At 70.5% G+C, this 18,929-nt stretch carries 21 protein-coding genes; 13 read left to right on the forward strand and 8 right to left on the reverse strand.

Annotated features, from left to right (window positions below):
- Positions 1 to 47 precede the first annotated feature (47 nt).
- Together Pflav_RS17890 and Pflav_RS17895 are read left to right on the forward strand one after the other, a co-directional pair.
- Positions 48 to 635 (forward strand): class I SAM-dependent methyltransferase, encoded by a 588-nt coding sequence (locus Pflav_RS17890; RefSeq protein WP_173037177.1) that lies wholly within the window; start codon positions 48 to 50, stop codon positions 633 to 635.
- A 168-nt stretch (positions 636 to 803) separates the two neighbouring features.
- Positions 804 to 1,268, forward strand: coding sequence for a DUF1203 domain-containing protein (locus Pflav_RS17895; RefSeq protein ID WP_173037178.1), 465 nt, complete (start codon positions 804 to 806; stop codon positions 1,266 to 1,268).
- Here Pflav_RS17895 and Pflav_RS17900 read toward each other — a convergent pair.
- Entirely contained in the window at positions 1,249 to 2,064 is an 816-nt protein-coding gene (locus Pflav_RS17900; protein ID WP_173037179.1) for a PPOX class F420-dependent oxidoreductase, read from the reverse strand. The genes Pflav_RS17895 and Pflav_RS17900 overlap by 20 nt on opposite strands.
- Before the next feature lie 92 nt (positions 2,065 to 2,156).
- On the opposite strand from Pflav_RS17900, the gene Pflav_RS47990 reads away from it, so the two are divergent.
- Both Pflav_RS47990 and Pflav_RS47995 read left to right on the forward strand, forming a co-directional pair.
- On the forward strand, positions 2,157 to 2,597 hold the full coding sequence (locus Pflav_RS47990) for a zf-HC2 domain-containing protein (RefSeq protein ID WP_332107767.1): 441 nt from the start codon (positions 2,157 to 2,159) through the stop codon (positions 2,595 to 2,597).
- 7 nt (positions 2,598 to 2,604) lie between these two features.
- Positions 2,605 to 2,895 carry a hypothetical protein gene (locus tag Pflav_RS47995; RefSeq protein WP_332107768.1) on the forward strand — a complete coding sequence of 97 codons (291 nt, stop codon included), beginning with the start codon at positions 2,605 to 2,607 and terminating at the stop codon, positions 2,893 to 2,895.
- Positions 2,896 to 4,234: 1,339 nt separating this feature from the next.
- Here Pflav_RS47995 and Pflav_RS17910 read toward each other — a convergent pair.
- The 4 genes from Pflav_RS17910 to Pflav_RS17925 form a co-directional block, all read right to left on the reverse strand.
- A complete protein-coding gene (locus Pflav_RS17910) occupies positions 4,235 to 4,765 on the reverse strand; it encodes a transposase (protein ID WP_173042491.1) in 531 nt (176 codons plus the stop codon).
- Positions 4,766 to 4,775: 10 nt separating this feature from the next.
- The gene (locus tag Pflav_RS17915) at positions 4,776 to 6,068 is read right to left on the reverse strand and encodes an IS256 family transposase (RefSeq protein ID WP_232070955.1); all 1,293 of its coding nucleotides are present in this window, start codon (positions 6,066 to 6,068) and stop codon (positions 4,776 to 4,778) included.
- Between the two features lie 46 nt (positions 6,069 to 6,114).
- The gene (locus tag Pflav_RS17920; protein WP_173037180.1) at positions 6,115 to 6,942 is read right to left on the reverse strand and encodes a transposase domain-containing protein; all 828 of its coding nucleotides are present in this window, start codon (positions 6,940 to 6,942) and stop codon (positions 6,115 to 6,117) included.
- Positions 6,943 to 7,242: 300 nt separating this feature from the next.
- Positions 7,243 to 8,562 (reverse strand): glycoside hydrolase family 18 protein, encoded by a 1,320-nt coding sequence (locus Pflav_RS17925; protein ID WP_173037181.1) that lies wholly within the window; start codon positions 8,560 to 8,562, stop codon positions 7,243 to 7,245.
- A 147-nt stretch (positions 8,563 to 8,709) separates the two neighbouring features.
- Here Pflav_RS17925 and Pflav_RS17930 point away from each other — a divergent pair, with 147 nt between their 5' ends.
- The 8 genes from Pflav_RS17930 to Pflav_RS17965 all read left to right on the forward strand — a co-directional run bounded on the left by Pflav_RS17930 (position 8,710) and on the right by Pflav_RS17965 (position 16,738).
- Complete coding sequence (locus Pflav_RS17930) at positions 8,710 to 10,050, forward strand: ABC transporter substrate-binding protein (RefSeq protein ID WP_173037182.1); 1,341 nt, start codon at positions 8,710 to 8,712, stop codon at positions 10,048 to 10,050.
- Complete coding sequence (locus Pflav_RS17935) at positions 10,050 to 10,898, forward strand: carbohydrate ABC transporter permease (protein ID WP_173037183.1); 849 nt, start codon at positions 10,050 to 10,052, stop codon at positions 10,896 to 10,898. Before Pflav_RS17930 ends, Pflav_RS17935 begins: the two co-directional genes overlap by 1 nt.
- A 76-nt stretch (positions 10,899 to 10,974) precedes the next feature.
- Positions 10,975 to 11,790, forward strand: a complete 816-nt coding sequence (locus tag Pflav_RS17940; protein ID WP_232071564.1) for a carbohydrate ABC transporter permease — start codon at positions 10,975 to 10,977, stop codon at positions 11,788 to 11,790.
- A gap of 85 nt (positions 11,791 to 11,875) precedes the next feature.
- Positions 11,876 to 12,991 (forward strand): ABC transporter ATP-binding protein, encoded by a 1,116-nt coding sequence (locus tag Pflav_RS17945; protein ID WP_173037184.1) that lies wholly within the window; start codon positions 11,876 to 11,878, stop codon positions 12,989 to 12,991.
- Between the two features lie 125 nt (positions 12,992 to 13,116).
- On the forward strand, positions 13,117 to 14,124 hold the full coding sequence (locus tag Pflav_RS17950; RefSeq protein ID WP_180201271.1) for an ABC transporter permease: 1,008 nt from the start codon (positions 13,117 to 13,119) through the stop codon (positions 14,122 to 14,124).
- A gap of 133 nt (positions 14,125 to 14,257) precedes the next feature.
- On the forward strand, positions 14,258 to 14,968 hold the full coding sequence (locus Pflav_RS17955) for a GntR family transcriptional regulator (protein ID WP_173037185.1): 711 nt from the start codon (positions 14,258 to 14,260) through the stop codon (positions 14,966 to 14,968).
- Complete coding sequence (locus Pflav_RS17960; protein WP_173037186.1) at positions 14,969 to 15,277, forward strand: cupin domain-containing protein; 309 nt, start codon at positions 14,969 to 14,971, stop codon at positions 15,275 to 15,277. It begins immediately after the preceding gene.
- Positions 15,278 to 16,459: 1,182 nt separating this feature from the next.
- Positions 16,460 to 16,738 carry a hypothetical protein gene (locus Pflav_RS17965; RefSeq protein ID WP_173037187.1) on the forward strand — a complete coding sequence of 93 codons (279 nt, stop codon included), beginning with the start codon at positions 16,460 to 16,462 and terminating at the stop codon, positions 16,736 to 16,738.
- Positions 16,739 to 16,813: 75 nt separating this feature from the next.
- On the opposite strand, the gene Pflav_RS17970 is transcribed toward Pflav_RS17965, so the two are convergent.
- The gene (locus Pflav_RS17970; protein WP_197938614.1) at positions 16,814 to 17,380 is read right to left on the reverse strand and encodes a carboxymuconolactone decarboxylase family protein; all 567 of its coding nucleotides are present in this window, start codon (positions 17,378 to 17,380) and stop codon (positions 16,814 to 16,816) included.
- A gap of 95 nt (positions 17,381 to 17,475) precedes the next feature.
- Between Pflav_RS17970 and Pflav_RS17975 the strand changes: the two genes are divergently transcribed.
- Positions 17,476 to 17,871, forward strand: a complete 396-nt coding sequence (locus Pflav_RS17975; RefSeq protein WP_173037188.1) for an MmcQ/YjbR family DNA-binding protein — start codon at positions 17,476 to 17,478, stop codon at positions 17,869 to 17,871.
- Here the strand turns inward: Pflav_RS17975 and Pflav_RS17980 are convergent.
- Positions 17,850 to 18,488, reverse strand: a complete 639-nt coding sequence (locus Pflav_RS17980; protein ID WP_173037189.1) for an SRPBCC family protein — start codon at positions 18,486 to 18,488, stop codon at positions 17,850 to 17,852. The two genes, Pflav_RS17975 and Pflav_RS17980, sit on opposite strands and share 22 nt — an antisense overlap.
- A gap of 34 nt (positions 18,489 to 18,522) precedes the next feature.
- Positions 18,523 to 18,894, reverse strand: coding sequence for a VOC family protein (locus tag Pflav_RS17985; protein ID WP_173037190.1), 372 nt, complete (start codon positions 18,892 to 18,894; stop codon positions 18,523 to 18,525).
- Between the last annotated feature and the right edge of the window lie 35 nt (positions 18,895 to 18,929).

Consider the following 18,929-nt stretch of genomic DNA (forward strand, 5'->3'; position numbering starts at 1 on the left):
CGTGGAGAGTGACGCCCGACTACGCGCGCCGCTCCTAGCGTCGGGGCATGTCGATCACGAGGGAGTTTCTTCGGCGGCCCTGGGTCACCGGGGCTGTGGCGGCCAGTTCGCGGCGGCTCGCGGCCGCCATGACGGACGGGCTCGACCTGGGGCGGGCGGCCACGGTCGTGGAGCTCGGGCCGGGCACCGGCGCGATCACCGAGGCGATCCTGCCCCTGCTGGCGCCCGGCGCGCGGCTGATCGCCGTGGAGGTCAACCCCGTACTCGCCACGCGGCTGGCGCAGCGGTACCGGGACGGGCGGGTCGAGGTCGTACACGGGTCGGCGGCCGACCTTCCGGACCTCGTGCCGCACCCGGTCGACACGGTCGTCTCCGGTCTACCGTGGACGGTCATGCCGGCGGCGCTACAACGGCAGATCCTCGACGCGGTGGTGGCGGTACTCGGGCCGGGCGGGCGGTTCAGCACGTTCGCGTACGCGCACGCGGGCTGGACGCCGCCCGCCAACCGGTTCGTGGCCGAGCTGTCCGCGCGGTTCTCCACTGTGGAGCGCGGGCGGACGGTGTGGGCCAACCTGCCACCCGCGTACGTGCGCCGGGCCTTCGAGCCGCGGGTACCGGCCCAAGCGCCGTCCTGACTGCCCGCTCAGGCCGCCCAGCACGTCAGCCCGCGTGGACGGCGGATTCCAGCAGCGCGCGGGGCTCTGGACCTTCGAGGTCCGCGACGTCGTGGAGCTTGAGGCGGCGGGAAACGCGAGGTCCGAAAGCCGCCAGCGAACGCGGCCCGCATCGGCGAGCGTGTAGGCATGACATTCCAGATCAACGCGCTGCCGGCCGGCACCCTTGAGACCGTGCGGGACACCGGCAAAGACGTTTCCGGCAACCCCGTCGAGCGGGTGACCGCCACCGGCGGCGAGCCGATCCGCTGCTGCCTGCGCGACGCCGAGGCCGGCGAGGAGCTGATCCTGTTCGGCTACGAGCCGCCGCTGCCGCCCGGCCCGTACCGCGAGGTGGGTCCGGTCTTCGCGCACGCCGAGCCGTGCGCCGGCCCGGCCGCCACGGCCGACACCTACCCGGAGGACTGGCGGCGGCGGTCGCAGGTGCTCCGGGCGTACGACGAGCGGGGCTGGATCCACCCGGCCACCCGCGTGCACGACGGCAGCGACCCGGAGGGCGCGATCGCCAAGGTGCTCGCCGAGCCGGGCGTCGTCCAGGTGCACAGCCGCAACGTCGCGTACGGCTGCTACATGTTCACTGTCGTACCGGCGTAGCGGCCGCCACGTCGGCGCTCACCGGTACGAGTTCGAAGTGGACGGTCCGGCCCGTCTTGCCGCGCGCCAGGCGGTGGGTCAGCGGCACCGCGACGCCGTGCAGGAACGGGTGCTTCGCGCGCAGCAGCCGCGCGGCGTACCGGTCCTCCTCGCCGTGCAGCAGGCGCATCCGCGCCGGTACCCCCGGACCCGTCACGTGACCGCGACCCGTCGACGGCGCGATCACCGCGCGGGGGTCGCGGCGCAGCCGCCGGGTCTTGAGCGACTTCTCGAAGCTGCGCACGAACGCCCGGTCGCCGTCCACGGCGACGCTCACCGGGCTGGCGCCGGACCGCCCGTCCCGCCGGTACGTCGTCAGCTGCACCGTCTTCTGCCGCACGAACGGGGCGAGCGCCGGGCTTGCCGCCGCCGACACCTCGCCGACCACCCAGCCAAGCTGCCGCAGGCGTACCACGAGTGCGCTGGCCGTGAGCACCGCCAGCGCGCCGATCAGCCACGGGTCCGAGTCGCGCCCGCCGAGGTCGAGGTCGCCGACGTGGTTGACGGTGTGTGCCGCGTTCGCGACGAGGAAGCCGCCCAGCGCGGTGGCCAGCCCGTCCGCCCAGACCAGCGCGAGCAGCAGCGAGACGGCGAGGCCGAGCTGGAACGCGCCAAGGTCGTGGACGAAGTGCTCGTGCCGGGGAAACTCCACGAAGTCCGCGAACGAACCTGGCGCGGCCAGGCACCAAACCGCGGCCGCGCCGGTCAGCAGGGCACCCAGAAGTGTGACAAACGTTACGTAAGGGTTCTTCTTCATGTGGCATGGACGGTCCGGCCCGGCGAATCGTGACACGCCGGTTCTGTGGTCCGGGTTGGAACTTCACCCACCGGATGACCGACTATCCCTAGGTGGGGTGCGATGAGTTTCGCGAGGCGCTGTCGGCGCGCCTCGACGGAGAGGACGACCCGGCCGAGCGTGCGGTGACCGACGCGCACCTGGCCGGCTGCGCGGCGTGCCGGCAGTGGTTCGACGCCGCCGCCCAGGTGACCCGGATGGTCCGCACCAGCGTGGTCACGCACGAGGTGAAGGTCAGCGACGCGGTGCTCGCCGCCGCTCCCGGCCGCCGGCGGGCCCGCCTGCTCGGGGCGGTACGGGTGGCGCTCGGCGCGCTGGGCGTGGTGCAGTTCCTGCTGGGGCGGCCCAGATCGGCGGGTTCGCGGCGGGACGGCACCTGCACACGTTCGGCGTGGGCCCGGACCACCTGTGGCACGAGTCGGCCGCCTGGAACGTCGCGATCGGCGCCGGCTTCGCCTGGATCGCGCTCAGCCGCGGCCCGGGCTCGGGGCTGATCCCACGTTGACCGCGTTCGTGGCCGCGCTCAGCCTGCTCACCGCCAGCGACGTCATCGCCGGCCGAGTCGACCTCAGCCGGGTGCTGAGCCACGCGTTCATCCTGGTCGGATACGTGCTGGTGCTCGTACTCTCCCGGCTCCAGCCGGCCCGCGGCGGCCCACCGAACGGCCAGCGCACACCCCGCCCGGCCTGGCGCGCCCGCTTCGACGAGGTAGACCAGCCACCCGCGAGGCCGGCGCTGCGCCTAGTCCGCGACCGCCCAGCCCAGGCCCGGACCGGCCGCCGCGCCGCCTGACCAATCAAGAGACTTTGAGCTACCGCGACGTCCGCGGTGGTCCGGACCGCTGCTCCCGCAGCCTCACCCTCCGCGTTCGCACAACCAAACAGCACCGAGCCCCGCAGGCCCGGGCACGCGTCGCGCGGACCTCTCAACCTGGACGCACCCACGCGCCCAGCCCCCGGACGACAACACCGAACCCCGCAGGCCCGGACACGCTGCACACGGACCTCTCAACCTGAACGCACCGAAGCGCCCGGCCCCCGGGCGACAGCACCGAACCCCGCGGGCCGGGGCACGCGTCGCGCGGACCTCTCAACCTGGACGCACCGAAGCGCCCGGCCCCCGGGCGACAGCACCGAACCCGGCAGGCCCGGGTCCGCTTCACACGGGCCCCTCAAGCTGGACGCACCGATGCGCCCGGTCTCAGGCGACAGCACCAAGCCCGGCAAGCCTGGGCACGCTGCGCGCCGGCCTCTCAAGCTGGGCCCACCGATGCGCCCGGTCTCAGGCGACAGCACCGAACCCGGCAGGCCCGGGCACGCTACGCGCGGACCTCTCAAGCTGGACGCACCGACGCGCCCGGCCCCGGGATCGCGTGCGTGCGGGCCCGTCCAAAGGCCGACTCGCGCGGCGCCCGGGGGGGCTGGGCCAGCGTCTCCATCCGCGCGCGGTGCCCTTGGCCGACCACCCGGCGCCCGCGGGCCGGGCGCATCGGTGCGCCCAGCTTGAGAGCCCCGCGAGCAGCGTGCCCGGGCCTGCCGGGCGGTGCTGTCGCCCGAGGGCCCGGCGCAGGTGGTGGTGGATGCGGGCGATCGTGGCGGCGCCGGCGCCGGGTCGTCGACGAGGTTGCGCTGCGGGCTGTCGATCGCCGCCGGCCGGATTGATCACGACCAGAGTTCCCCGGGGAGCGCTCGGCGACGGAGGTCGCCCTTGATCGAGGAACGGCTATGCCGTCCGTGGCGAGAAATTGCCCTGCCAGGGGCAATTTCTCGCCACGGACGCATCGCGAACCGCGCGCCGCGCCCCTGATCAAGGGCCGCCGGGCGGCCCGCCCGGGCCTCGACGCCGGCCAGACGGGCCGGGGTTGGGATTGTGAACCGCGAAGGGCGAGGCCGCGGGAGCAGCGGTCCGGACCCAATGCCACTCAGCTTAAGTTGATGTTGTGGTGGGTTGGAGTTTGATGGTGGGCGGTCCGGTATGGCGGGTGCCGGTGTCGTGGGGTTGTTTGATCCGGTAGCTGTTGTGGCGCATGCGTTTGACGACGCGGGGGTAGGAACGATGTCGTCGGTGGGGGTGTAGGTGTCGAGGTGTGGTGATCTCGGCGTGGATCGCGGTGAGCAGGTGTTGCAGGCGGTCAGGGGGAAAAGGCCGCCGGGTCGGTGATCCGGCGGCGCACGATGCGTACGGTGCGCAGGAATTTGACTTGGTCGGGGTCGATGTCGGCCTCGGTGGCGGCGCGGCAGATCAGGGCGCTGATCGCGTGGTGGGTGAGCAGGTAGCCGTAGATTTCCTGGATGACCATGTCGGGGCTGCGTGAGCGCAGGATCCGGCCGGGGCCGCGTAGGTGGGTCTTGAGTTGGCCGTTGCCGGTTTCGTGTTCCCAGCGTTCGTGGTAGGCGGCGGCCAGCGTGTGAGCGGGGGCCTGGACGGGGTCGAGGATGGTGGACAGCAGGCGGATCGGTTCGGTCTGGTCGGGTTCGCCGCGGTTGGTGACCTCGTATTCGACGACCCGGGCGATCCGGGCCCGTTGCTGATCGAAGTCGTGGCCAGCGCGGGCGGCGGCCAGGATCCGGTCCCGTTCGGGCTGGCGCGTGCGGGAGGCGTAGAGCACGGTCAGGTACGACCCGTCGGCCAGGAGCTTGTCAAGATTTTTGTGTATGTTGATCTTGGGTTTGTTAGTTGATGTAGGGGCCGAGTCGGTCGGGGTAGTGCAGGGCGAGGGCGCCGAGGGCTTGTCGCCAGCCGGTGACGGTGGCGCCTTCGACGAGGCGGCCGGCGGCGCGGCGCTGGGCGGCGGGTAGGCCGCGTTCTTTCGCGCGGGCGCGGGCGCGTTTGTCTTCGATGTCGCGGATCGCGAGCCAGAGGAGCTTGATCGCGGCGTCGTCGTTCGGGAAGTGTCCGCGGTTCTTGGTGACCTTGCGTAGTTGGTAGTTGAGGGACTCGATCGCGTTGGTGGTGTAGATGATCTTCCGGACCTCGGGTGGGAAGGCCAGGAACGGGATGAAGCGTTCCCAGGCGTGCTGCCAGGTCTGGACCGCGGCCGGATACCTGCGGCCCAGCGGCGATTCGGCGAACGCCATGAGCTCTGCCTCGGCGGCCTCAGCGGTCGGGGCGGTGTAGATGAGCTTCAGCGCGGCGGTGACCTTCTTGCGGTCCTGATAGGACACGAACCGCATCGCGGCCCGGATCAGATGCACGGTGCAGGTCTGCACCGTCGTCTGCGGCCAGGTCGCCTCGATCGCCTCGGGGAAACCGGTCAGCCCGTCGCAGCAGACGATCAGCGTGTCCCTGACGCCGCGGTTACGCAGCTCGGCGCAGACACCGGCCCAGAACTTCGCTCCCTCGGCGGCCTGGACCCAGATACCGAGCACGTGCTTGACCCCGTCCAGATCGACGCCGACGGCGATGTGCGCGGCCCGGTTCTTCACCGTGTGCCCGTCACGGACCTTCACCACGAGGGCGTCGAGGTAGATGATCGGGTAGATCTCCTCGAGCGGACGTGACTGCCAGGCCTTGACCTCGTCCAACACACTGTCAGTGATCTTCGAGATCGTCTCGTGCGACAACTCCGTGCCCAGCGTCCGGTGCAGATGATGGCCGATGTCACGCACCGTCATCCCACCCGCATACAACGAGATAATCATCTCGTCGAGACCGCCGGCGCGCCGGGCGCCTTTCGGAACCAGCCGCGGCTCGAACGTCCCGGCCCGATCCCGCGGCACCGCCAAAGTGACGTCTCCGGCCTCGGTTGCGATCGTCTTCGCGCTGTGGCCGTTACGCGAGTTCGGGCTGCCCCGACCGGCCGGATCGCCTTTCTCGTAGCCCAGATGACCGGTCAGCTCCGCCGCCAAGCCTCGCTCCAGGACCGCCTTGACCAGCTCCGGAAGCAGACCACCCTCACCGGTCAACGCCAACCCGCCCGCGTCGACCCGGTCCATCAGATCATCCAGCAACCCCGCCGCGACCATCTCATTGACCGTCTCCCGCGCCGAAACCCCCGCCAAGCCAGAGCCGTCAACCAGATGCTTCCCGTTCGCCATGTCCATACGTGTACTCCCTCAACCTTGAAGTTGATCTCATACACAAGACATCTGACACGCCCTCGGCCAGGGCCGCCACGACCGGCAGGGCCATGCCACCACGGCCGCTGGCACCGACCCGCCACAACAGGTCCGCGCCGGTGGCAGTGGCGGCCAACCAGTCCGGCCAGCTGTGGAAGTTCCGGTCGGCCAGCAGCAGCATGCCCGGTTCCAGCAGCCCGAACAGGTTGCGGGCCAGGCTCTGCTCGCCCAGTCCCTTGCCCACGATCGGCCCGATCGTGGCACCGATCGGGGCGTGCGAACCCGACTCGACCAGGCTCACCACCCGTGCTTTCGGGAACGCCGAACGTCCCGCCCCGCCGGCGTAGCCGAAGTACTCCCCGTTCGCAGGGCTGTCCGGCAGATCACACTCGAACCCGTCGATCGACACCAGCCGCCGCCCGGCCAGCCAGGCCCCCCGAGTCAACTGCTCACACACCGGCCGGGCGACCCGCTCGAACACCTCCCGTACCACGTCCGACCCCAGCCGCTGCCGGGCCTGCGTGATCCCCGCCGACCCCGGCATCGACCAACTACGATCCCAGCAGCCCCACTGCATCAACGGTTCCGCCAGCCGGGCCAGCACACCCTCGTAGTCGTCCTCGGCGAACAACGCCAACGCCATCGCGAAATACACCATCACATGCGCCGGCAACTTCCCATCCGAACGCCGCGGCTGACGATCACACACCATGACCGCCTCGTCGACCACGTCCCGTGGCACCGACGCCGCGAGTACCCCAACCGAGATCCAGTCCGTCAACCGGCCACCAACAGCCGCCGCACCATCACCGACCACAACCAGCGATCGTCACCGGTCCCACCACAACCCGCCCGGACCAACACACCCCAACCCAAGATCAACTTAAGGTGAGTGGCATTGGGTCCGGACCACCGCGGACATCGCGGTAGCCCAGATCAATATCTTGAAATGCTGTTGGTCGCCCAGGCGCGGTCGCGGCCCCAAGCACGGTCGCGGCCCCAAGTGTGGTCGCGGCCCCAGGCGTCTGACGGCGCGAGGCCGCATACCCGTTGCGGTATGCGGCCTCGGCGGTTGAGATCGTCAGTGCAGTCCGAAGTGGATGGTGCGGGTCAGGGTGGCGCTGTCGTCGTCGCCGTCGAGCGACCACATCATGGCGCCGCCCAGGCCGTGGGTGCGGATGTAGAGGGTCTTCTGGAGCACCAGCGCCGGGTCGTCGTACGTCCAGAAGGTGGTGCCGTCCCACAGCCAGGCGTGCCCGGCGCGCAGGTCGCGGTGCACGGTGTAGCCGGCCGACGGCAGCGTCTTCAGCTTCTTGTAGTCCTCGCTGCCCGCCTCGAAGGTGGCCGGCGCCGCGGCCGTCGCGGTGCCGAAGAGGCCGTTCTGCCCGCCGGTCACGCCGGTCCAGCCTCGGCCGAAGTACGGGATGCCGAGCACGAGCTCACTGCGCGGTGCGCCCCGGTCGAGCCACGCCTTGATGGTGGAGTCGACGGAGAAGTCCGGGTTGTCCGGCGCCCCGGCCGGTACCCGCAGCGCGGACTGCTGGTTGGCCCGCATCTCCCAGCCGCCGTGGAAGTCGTAGCCCTGTACTGTCGCGAAGTCCAGGTACTTGAAGATCTTCTTGACCTCGAAGCCCGCGTCGATGGTGGCCGGCGCGGCCGGTACGAACGCGGTCAGCTCGTAGTGCTTGCGGCTCTTCTTGCCGAGCGCGTCGAGCTGTGACCGGAACTCGGCGAGCAGCTTGGTGAAGTTCTGCTTGTCCTCGGGGCGGACCACGTTGCCCGGCTCACCGTTCGAGCCCGGCCACTCCCAGTCCAGGTCGATGCCGTCGAAGACACCGGCCAGCGAGCCCGGCCCGCCGGCGCTGCCGTCCGGGTTGGGCAGGTTGCCCTTGAGGTACAGGTCGATGCAGGAGCTGACGAACTTCTTGCGCGAGGCGTCGGTGAGCGCCGCGTTCGAGAAGTATGTGGACCAGCTCCACCCGCCGAGCGAGATCAGCACCTTGAGATTCTTGTGCTTCGCCTTGAGCTTCTGGAGCTGGCCGAAGTTTCCGTTGAGCGGCTCGCCCCAGGTGTCCGCGACGCCGTCGACGCTCTCCTCGGCCGGCACCGGCCGCTGGTAGTCGGCCCACGAGTCACCCTCGCCGGGACCGCCGTCCACGTAGCAGCGGCCGTCCTCGGTGACGTTGCCGAACGCGTAGTTGATGTGGGTGAGGCGGCTCGCCGCCCCGGAGGTGTCGAGCTTCTTGACCGGGAACGCCCGGCCGTAGATACCCCATTGGGTGAAATAGCCGACCCGGACGAAGCCGTCCCGGTGGGCGGTGGCGCTGGCGGCGGCCGGAGCCGCGGCCGCGCCGGCGAGAACGGTGGTCATGGCTATAGCGACGCCGAGCAGTCTTCGCATGGCAGAACAGTAAGGAACCTTTCCTGTTCTGACAAGAGGGCCGGATCGGCGGCACGCGGGGACGCTTTTCAATCCGGTGCAAGGGGCGCAGATCGAATACATTAACTCTCACGTAACGGTGCCGACATCAACACCTGGGGAGTAACGATGACGAACCGTATAAACGATGATCTACGCATCTCACGCCGCGGCCTGCTCGGGCTCGGCCTCGGAGTCGCCGCGGTACCCGCGCTGACCGCCTGCGGCGGCGTCTCGACAAGCGGCGCGGACGGTGGTGAGGGGTCGGTCAGCTTCCTCTCCACCCAGTTCACGCAGGTCGAGGAGAGACAGCGCTTCGAGAAGATCCTCGGCGACCGGGTGACCGCCGCGAAGGTCGCGTTCAACCCGGTCGACGCGAGCACGTTCGGCACCACGGTGAAGTCCCAGCTGGACGCCGGCAAGGTGCAGCTCAGCCTCCTCGGTGGCGTACACGGCGACCTCGCGCCGCACGCCGACCGCCTCATGGACCTGGACGACCTGCTGGGCTCGCTCGGCGACCGGGGATTCACCTCCGACCTCACGGACCTGGCCAAACTCTCCGGCAGCACCACGAAGTACGTGCCGTGGATGCAGGCGACGTACGTGCTCGCCGTCCACAAGAAGGCCCTGGAGTGGCTGCCCAGCGGCGTGGTCACACCGCAGATGACGTACGACCAGTTCCTGAGCTGGATGACCGCGGCCCGCCAGGGCAACGGCAACAAACCGGTCTTCGGCATCCCGGCCGGCCCGAAGGGGCTCTACCACCGGTTCTTCCAGGGCTTCCTGCTGCCGAGCTTCACCGGCGGGCAGGTCACCACGTTCCGGAGCCCGGACGCGGTGACGGCGTGGCAGTACATGAAGGAGCTGTGGGCGCAGACCGCGCCCGCCTCCACCAACTACGACAGCATGCAGGAGCCGCTGCAGCGCGGCGAAGTGCTGGTGGCCTGGGACCACGTGGCCCGGCTGCGGGACGCGCCCGGCGACAAGCCCGGCGACTGGCTGATGCTGCCGGCGCCGAGCGGGCCGAAGGGCCTCGGGTACATGCTCGTCGTCGCCGGGCTGGCGATCCCGAACGGCGCGCCGGAGGCGGCGAAGGCCAAGGAGGTCGTCAAGGCGCTGACCACCGGTGACGTGCAGGTCGACGTGCTCCGGCAGAACGCGTTCTTCCCGGTCACCAACGCCCAGCTCCCCACCGACCTGCCCGCCGCTGTCGGCCTCGAGGCGGCCGCGGTGAAGCGGCAGCAGGAGACGGCCGGCGCGATCGTGTCGCTGCCGCCGGTCGGGGTCGGCGCCCGGGACGCCGAGGTGGGGCAGGTCTTCAAGAACGTGTTCAAGGAGGTCTGCCTCGACGGCAAGCCGGTACAGGGTGTGCTGGACAGCCAGGCCGGCCAGCTCAACGCGATCCTCGACGAGCTGAAGGTGGCCTGCTGGCGCCCCGACCCCGCCGGCAGCCCGTGCCGGGTGGCCTGATGCCCCGGCGGAGGGCCCGCATACCGGCGGCGGTGCTGCTCATCGCGCCGTCGCTGGTCGTGATGACCGCGCTGTTCGCCTGGCCGCTCGTCGTGGGCGTCGGCCAGGCGTTCAGCGGGCCGGACGGGCCCACCCTGGCGTACGCGCGGCGGATGCTCGACGACCCGTACTTCTGGCCGGCCGTACGCAACACCGCGCTGCTCATCGTCGTGCTGATCCCGGTGCAGTTCGCGTTCGCGCTGACGATGGCGCTGCTGCTGCGGGAGCGGCCGCGCTTCGCCGGCTTTCACTTCTACGTCTGGGTCATCCCGCTCGCGATCAGCGACCTCGCCGCCGGCCTCGTGTGGCTGTCCGTGTTCGCCGACCGCGGGTACCTCAACTCGGTGCTCGACCACCTGGGCGTCGACGGGGTCGCCTGGCTGTCGTACCAGAACACGGCCACGATGTTCCTCGCCGTGGTGGTCGCCGAGCTGTGGCGGTCGACGTCGCTCGTGCTCGTCATCGTGGTGGCCGGGTTGCAGGGCATCCCGAAGGACTACGACGAGGCGGCGGCGGTCTTCGGGGCCACGTACCGGCAGCGGCTGCGGCACGTGGTCCTCCCCCAGCTGCGGCCGAGCCTCCAGGTCGCGCTGATCCTGCGCACGATCCTGGCGCTGGAGACGTTCGCGGTAGCGCAGGCGCTCACCGGCCGCAGCCTGCCGCTGCTGGTCGGCGAGACATACCAGTGGTACAACGTGCTCCAGAACCCCAACGTCGCCACCGCCATCGCGCTCGTCGTGCTGGCCGTGTCGATGCTGGCCGCCGCCGGCTACCTGCGGCTGCTGCGCGACCGGACGGTGACGCAATGAGCGAGCGCAGCGAGCGAATCATTGGGCGCAGCGCCTTCAGAGCCTCGCGGCCGCCCGCAGCGAAGCGAGGACGGCCGTGAGCGCCCGCCGTCGTTGGGAGCGGGCCGCGATTCAGGCGGCGTGCGTGGCGATCACCCTCTTCATGGGGGTACCGCTGTACCTGATCGCCCTCGCCGCCCTGTCCAGCCGCGACTCGCTCAACCAGTTTCCGCTGCCGCTGCTGCCCACCGACCCGTCAACCGAGACGATGTCCACGTTCCTCCAGTCGACCGGCGTGACCGGCGGTTTCATCAACTCGCTCACGGTCGGGCTCGGCACTGTCGTGCTGGCGCTGCTCGTGGGCGTGCCGGCCGGGTACGCGGTGGCTCGGTACGCGTTCCGCGGCAAGGACACGTACCAGCTGATCCTGCTGCTCACCCGCGCGCTGCCGATCGTCGTGCTGTCGGTACCGCTGGCCCGGATCTTCCTGGACACGGGCCTCTACGACACGACGTACGCGGTGATGCTGCTGCACACGGCGCTGGCCCTGCCGACGACCGTGCTGATCACGGCGGCGATCTTCGTGGGCGTGTCGCACGAGCAGGAGGAGGCCGCGATGATCTTCGGGGCGTCGCCGCTCCAGGCGTTCCTGCGGGTGGTGGCACCGCAGGCGCTGCCGGGCATCGCGGCGGCCGCGATGTTCGCGTTCATGCTGTCGTGGAACGAGGTGCTCGGCGCCACAGTGCTGACCCTCAACCAGCGCACACTGCCCGCGCAGGTGCTGACCACGCTCGCCGACTCGCCGCTGGCGTACCGGTTCGCCGGCGGCCTCGCGCTGGTACTGCCGGCGCTTGTCTTCATCGCCGTGATGCGGCGCTATCTGCTCAACATGTGGGGGACGACGCTCCGGTGAGAGCGAGGAGTGAGCTTCGACGGCCCGCAGGGTCGACGGCGGCCCGCATGCGAGCCCCGCAGTCGCGAACGAAAGGCAGGCTCAGATGAGCGCGGTTACGGTGCACAACCTCGTGAAGACGTACGCCTCGGGGGGCAAGCGGGCCACCGACGACGTGTCGCTGGAGGTGGCCGACGGGGAGTTCCTGGTGCTCGTGGGGCCGAGCGGCTGCGGCAAGACCACGCTGCTGCGCATGGTCGCCGGGCTGGAGACGCCGGACAGCGGCACGGTCAGCATCGGCGGGCGGGACGTCACCGACCTGCCCGCCCGCCAGCGCGGCCTGTCGATGGTCTTCCAGTCGTACGCGATCTTCCCGCACATGAAGGTCCGGCAGAACATCGGCTTCGGCCTCATGATGCGCAAGGTGCCGAAGGAGGAGTTCGACCGGCGGGTCAAGCGGGCGGCCGAGCTGCTCCAGCTCGGCGAGTTCCTGGACCGCTACCCGGCGCAGCTCTCCGGCGGGCAGCGGCAGCGGGTCGCGGTGGCCCGCGCGATCGTGGTGGACGCGGCCGTACTGCTGATGGACGAGCCACTGTCCAACCTGGACGCGCTGCTGCGGCTCCAGTTCCGGGCTGAGCTGAAACGGATCGTGAGCCAGATCGGCACCACCACGTTGTACGTGACGCACGACCAGGCCGAGGCCATGTCGCTCGGCGACCGGGTCGCGGTGATGCGGGACGGCAAGGTGGCGCAGATCGGGGCGCCCCTGGAGGTGTACGACCGCCCGGCGGACAGGTTCGTCGGCGGCTTCCTCGGCTCGCCGCCGATGAACTTCCTCACCGCGACGGTCCGTGACGGCTCTTTGGTGATCGGCGACGTGTCGCTGCCCGCGCCCGACCTCCTGTCCACTTGGGAGGGTCACGAGGTCGTGGTCGGCGTGCGCGCGGAGAACATCCAGGTGTCGGAGGAGCCAGCCCCCGGCTGGGTACCGGCCCAGGTAGAGGTGGTCGAACCCACCGGCGCCGCGCTGCTGCTCACCGCCCGGCTGGGCGAGGCGCAGCTCAAGATCCAGGCGCCGGCGACGTTTCCGGCCGGCCCGGACCAGCAGGTCCACCTCCGCCCCGCCCCCAAAGCACTCCGCTTCTACGACCCGTCGACCGGCCTTGCCCTCGCAGTTGATCAGGGACTTGGTGGGCGTGTCGGGCGGCGCGTCACTCCATAAAGTCCCTGATCAACTAGGAGAGCGTGGCGCGACCCACAGCGTAAAGCGAATGCTCGTTCTTGACCCTCGTGGGCTGGGGTGGGAGTGTGTGCACAGGAGAATGAGCGTTCGTTTTAGGAGTAGTCATGGGACAGACGCCAGCCCGCCGCCGCCCCTCGCCCGCCGCCCTCGCCCTGGTGATCGCGGTCGGCGTGGTGGCGCTACAGGCGCTGCTCGTACCCCTGTTCAGCGCCCCCGCGGCCGACCTGGAGCCGCGTGACCTGCCGGTGGTCGTCGCCGGCCCCGCGCCCGCCGCGCAGGGGCTCGCCGGCCAGCTCGAGTCGGCCCGCCCGGGCGCGTTCGAGATCACCACGCTCGCGGACGGCGCGGCGGCCGACGAGGCCCTGCGCGACCGCGACGCCTACGCCGCCTTCGTGGTCGGCCCGGAGGGGGTCACGCTGCACACCGCGCCGGCCGCCAGCCCCACGGTCGCGACGCTGCTCACCCAGGCCTCCGCCCAGCTGAACGGTGGACAGCCGGTCCGCACCGTCGAGGTCGTGCCGCTGGACCCGGACGACCCGCGGGGCACCGGCTTCGCCAGCGGGTTCCTGCCGCTCGCGATCACCTCGCTGCTCGCCGGCATCGCGGTCTACTTCCTGGTCCGCGGTCGGGGGCCGCGCCTGACCGGCCTGCTCGGGTACGCGGTGCTCGCCGGCCTCGTGTCCGCCGCGGTGCTCCAGTTCTGGCTCGGCGTGATCCCGGGCACGTACCTGCTGAACGCCGCCGCGATCGGGCTCTTCACGCTCGCGGTCGCCGCCTCGGTCAGCGGCCTCGCGGCGGTGCTCGGCGAGCCGGGCATCGGGCTGGGCGCGCTTGTCGTGTTTCTGATCGGCAACGCGCTCTCCGGCGTCGCCGCCGCGCCGCAGCTGCTTCCCCAGCCGTGGGGCGAGATCGGCCAGTGGCTGCCGATCGGGGCGGGCGGCACGCTGCTGCGCTCGACGGCGTACTTCGACGGGGCGGGCGGCACGACCGCGGTGTGGATCCTGGCCGCGTACGCGCTCGCCGGCCTCGTCCTCGTCGCGCTGGGCCGCGCACGGGCCGGCTCGCACGAGGCCACGACGCCGGCCGAGGAACGCGTTCCCAGCACTGTCTAATGCGGAGCGTCACAGTGGATCCCGTCTCGGCACGCGCCGTGACGGGATCTTCGCGTACCGCTGTCAGGATCTTTCCAGCTTCCAATGATGTAGCATCGGGCCGCTTGGGCAGTGCGTGACAACTCCCCTTTGATTGTTTGCTTTTTGTTCGAGGAGGCTCGATGCCGACGGGCCGGCCGGCACCCCCACCCACCGGACGCTCGCCGACGCCGCCACCGCGCAGCTGCACGAGGCGATCCTGGCGGGCGACCTCGCCGCCGGTTCGCCGCTGCGCCTCACCGACCTCGCGGAGAGCCTCGGCATGAGCATGATGCCGGTCCGCGAGGCGATCCGGCGGCTGGAGTCGCTCGGCCTCGTCGAGGTCGTGCCACACAAGGGCGCGTGGGTGCGCGAGCTCACCCTCGACGACGCGCACGACACCCACGAGATGCGCTTGCTGCTGGAGATCACCGCGATCGAGCGGGCGGCGCCCCGGTTCACCGACCGGGACACCGAGAAGGCTCGCGCGGCGCTCGACCGCCATGTCAGCGCCAGCCAGCTCGGCGACCAGGCCGCGGCGCGGCAGGCGCACACCGACTACCACTTCGCGATCTATGCGGCGGCCGGGTCGCGGTGGCTGCTGCGCGCGCTGGAGCCGGTCTGGCAAAACAGCGAGCGGTACCGCTTCGCCGGCACCCGCAGCCCCGAGGCAGCCGCCGAGCGGCACCGCGAGCACCAGGCGATCCTGGCCGCCTGCATGGCCCGCGACGCGGCGTCCGCGGCCGACGCGCTCCGCGTGCACATACACAACTCCCGCTCCCGCGTCATCCAGAAGATGACCCGACTCGACGACAAGGACGCCTAGGTGACGGAGCAGCAGCCCGAGCTCGGACCGGTCGGCTACCGCATCATCCTGGAAAACGACCTGGTCCGGGTCTGGCAGGTCATGCTCGGGCCGGGCGAGACGCAGGCGCTGCACCACCACGAGCACCCGTACCTGGTGATCGCGGTCGAGGGCGCCATCAACCTCGTGGAGACCGTCGACGGCCAGCTCCGCGACGCCCCCGAGCCGACCGGCAGCGTGGTCTTCCGCCCCGCCGGCGACACCCACACCCTGACAAACGTGGGCGAGACCCGCTATGTCGCCCGCATCGTCGAGCTCAAGACCCAGTAGCCAATCCTTCAAGACCTGAGCTACCGCGACGCCCGCCGTGGTCCAGACCGCTGCTCCCGCGGCCTCACCCTCCGCGTTCGGCGAGCCAGGAGACCTAGATGGTTCTCCCGCGGGCGAGGGAGCGCGCTACGCGCACCCCAGGGCGGGGGGATACGTCAAGATCCAGACAAAATCCCTGATTTTGTTGCTGCCGGCACGCGTTGAGGCAGCAAAATCAGGGATTTTGCTGCCTCCTAGGCCCATAGGGAGGCGCCCGCTCACGCGCGACCAAAGCCGAGAGATCTAGTCGACTTTCTGCCGTCCTGGCAGCAGAAAGTCGACTAGATCGGGATTTCCTTCGGGCCTGCCCGCGGTCGGCCGGCGGCAGGTTGTGAATCGCGGAGCGGGGCTGTGGGTGGCTCCTGGCCAGCCGGCGTTCGCTGGCCGGGCGCGCGCCGCGCCCCCGGTGGCCCGCACGACCTATCCGGAGGTGGCCGATTCGGCGCCGTCCTGGCCCCGTAGCCGAAGCGGGCCGGACCAGGCTGCGTGCGCGGAGGCCTCTGTGCTCTGCTCACCTAGAGGAGGCGTCCGCGTCCGGCACCTGAGGCCGCCTCCTTGGGGAGGCAGAGCGAAGGCATTCCACGACGCCGCCACGAGGGGACGGGCGGAGGGCTTGTCCCGCGGACCAGGCAGTGGAGGTCGGGGCACTCGGCGAGCGCCAGCGAGCCGCCGACCGCAGCGGTGCCCGCGGGAGCAAACGGTCCGCAGCTGGCGCGGACCGGGGCATATTTGATCTAACAAGCCCTCGACACCGCTGCCCCGCGGCCAAGTGCGATCCGCCGAGGCCGCGGGACGGGCTGTGACGCGGGCGTCAGGCTAGGGCGAGGTAGAGCAGCGCGCCCACCAGGACTGCGAAGGCCAGCAGCAGCCCGCCGACCAGCAAGGTCTCCCCCGCGCCGTTGCCATCTCGCCCGGTCTTCCGCTCGCTCACGATTCCGCTCCAAGGTTTGATATCTGATCAAAACTCGGTTTCGGAGCTTAGCGAGCAATCGCGATCTTGGGAAGGTCCGGCGGATGTGTCGCATTCCGGGCGTACGAGGCGGCGGGCTGGCGCCTCCTGTGTATAGAAGAAGTGTCATACCCCGGGCGACACTCTGGTTGACAGCAGGGTTATGACGGAAGGCGCATTGGTGGGAAGCAGCCATGTATCAGCTGGATCTGGCACGCAGGTGCGAGGCGCTCTTCGCATCTGATCTCCAACACTCGCAGCACCCCGACCCGACCGACGTGCGTGCGGCCGTGACGCGCACGATCTCCCGACTCGGCCAGCCCGCCTGCGTGGCGCGGATGGCGCAGGAGTTCGGCGACCACCCGGAGGCGGCGGCGGCGCGCATGCGCTGGGCCCGCACGGCGGTGGAGTCGGCCTACCCGGGGCCACGCGTGCCCGCGCCGCGCGGCCGCCTGACCAGGACGCCGTGCTGAGCCCCTGGCGGTAGCGGAGGACCGCCAGGGTCCAGGGTCTGTCCTGCCGATCTTGTCGAGATCGACAGGACAGACCTAGTGGGTGGCCACGTCGGCGAAGCGGGTCAGGCCGGGCTCCGGCTCCACCCGGGCGGCGCGCACGATGAAGCTGACCGTGTGGTACCAGCCGCAGAGGGCGAGCAGGTCGAGCAGCTGGCCCTCGTCGAAGTACGCACCGAGCTCGCCCCAGAGCCGGTCGTCCACATCGGACTGGTGATGGAGCTGCTCGGCCAGCTCCATCAGCAGGCGGTCGCGGGGCTCGGGCCAGCAGGGGTCAGCGCTGGAGCCGTGCGCGATCGACCGCATCTGAGCGGCGGTCAGCTGCGCCCGCTCCGACCAGACCGCCATGTGCAGGCCCCACTGGTACTCGCAGCCGCACAGCGCGCAGGTCCGCCCGATGATGATCTCGCGGGCGCGCAGGTCGACGCTGAGCGCGGTGCTCAGCTCGTACCCCATCCACTCGGTCATCGCGTGCGCCATCTGCCGGTTGCGGGCCATCGTGCGGAGCACCCGCAGGGGCGGCAGCCCGGGCGGGATCATGCGCGCGAACAGGGCCTCGATCTTCGGCGGAAAGGGCTCCTCCACCGGTGCGATCCGCACCACCCGCCATCGCCTCCAGACAGCGCCGCACCGCGTCAAACACATCCATCTACGACGATATACCCCCAGCATCCCCCGGGCCCCTAGAGTTAGCCCCTATGGCGAGCTGGGAGGACGTGCGGCGGCTGGCGCTGGAGCTGCCGGAGACCGACGAGGCGGAGTCCCGCGAGGGGCACCTGGCCTGGCGGGTGAAGGAGAAGGGCTTCGTCTGGGAGCGGCCGCTGCGCAAGGGTGACCTGGCCGCGCTCGGCGACACGGCGCCGGACGGGCCGATCTTGTGCGCCCGGGTGCCCGACGAGGGTGCCAAGCAGGCGCTGATCGCGGACGACCCGGCGGTGTACTTCACGACCCCGCACTTCAACGGCTACCCGGCCGTGCTCGTCCAGCTCGACCGCATCGACGCGGCCGAGCTGTCGGAGCTGGTGGTCGAGGCCTGGCTGGCCCGGGCACCCAAGCGCCTGGCCAAGGAGTATCAGGCGGACTCCGGCACGTAGAACTTCGTCACGGCCTCGACCGCCAGCGCCACGAGCTCCGGGTCGGCGCCGGTGGCGAGGTGGGCCTCACCCCACTTGGCGGCGCTGCGCCGGCTGAACTCACGGGCCTGCGGTGACGACTCGAAGTCGGTCTTGTCGTCGAGCCCGTGGCGGTGCAGATGCAGCGCGAGGCCGATGAGGGCGAGGTCCCAGCCGACGCCGGTGGCGCCCGGTCCGTACGTCGCCAGGAAGTCCTCGCCGACGACCGCCGTGTGGATCAGCTCGAAATCGGTACAGCGACTTGCCGCGGGCGACAGCCGCACCTCGACCTCGCTGGTACCGCGCTTGGTCTCCGCGCCGTAGAGCCACGACACCCGGAGCATGCGCGGCGGCTGGCACTGCATGATCTCGCCGCCCGCGTTGCCCTCCAGCTGGTAGGTACCGCCGAGCCGCAGGTCACCGCTGAGCGGCAGGAACCAGCGGCTGAGCCGCTCCGGGTCGGTGATGGCGTCCCAGACGTCCTCGATGTCCGCGTCGTACCGCCGGCGCAGCACCACGGTGTCGCCCTCGCCGGCCGGCAGGACTCGCTTGCCCACTTCGCGGCGTGCGATAGAGAGCTCGTCGAGCAGGTCAGCCACGTTTCGTCCTTCCCGAGGCGGCCCGCCAGACGCCTCAAGACAGTTGCAACACCGAAAGCACGTTTCCGGCAGGGTCGGTGAACCACCCGATCGGCGGCCCCTCGGCCCGCATGATGCCCTTTTCGTCCTGCGGGAAACCGTCGTACCGCAGCATCGACACGCCCCGCGCCACCAGCTCGTCCACCGCCTTGTCGATGTCCTCGACCGGGAAGTTGAGGATCGTGAACGTGGCCGGGGTGTGGCTCTCCTTCGGGTACACCAAGATCTCGCCGCCGCCCTCGATGTGCAGCGTGAGCATGCCGTGGTCCTCGGTGACCTTCAGGCCCAGCGTGTCCGCGTAGAACGCCTTCGCGGCCGGGATGTCGTCGACCGAGAAACCGCTGAACGCTTTGGTACTTCCGAACATGATCTGTCCTTTCTATCGGTTGTGCGTATCTTCCC

This window comes from Phytohabitans flavus (assembly GCF_011764545.1).
GTDB classification, from domain to species: Bacteria; Actinomycetota; Actinomycetes; order Mycobacteriales; family Micromonosporaceae; genus Phytohabitans; species Phytohabitans flavus.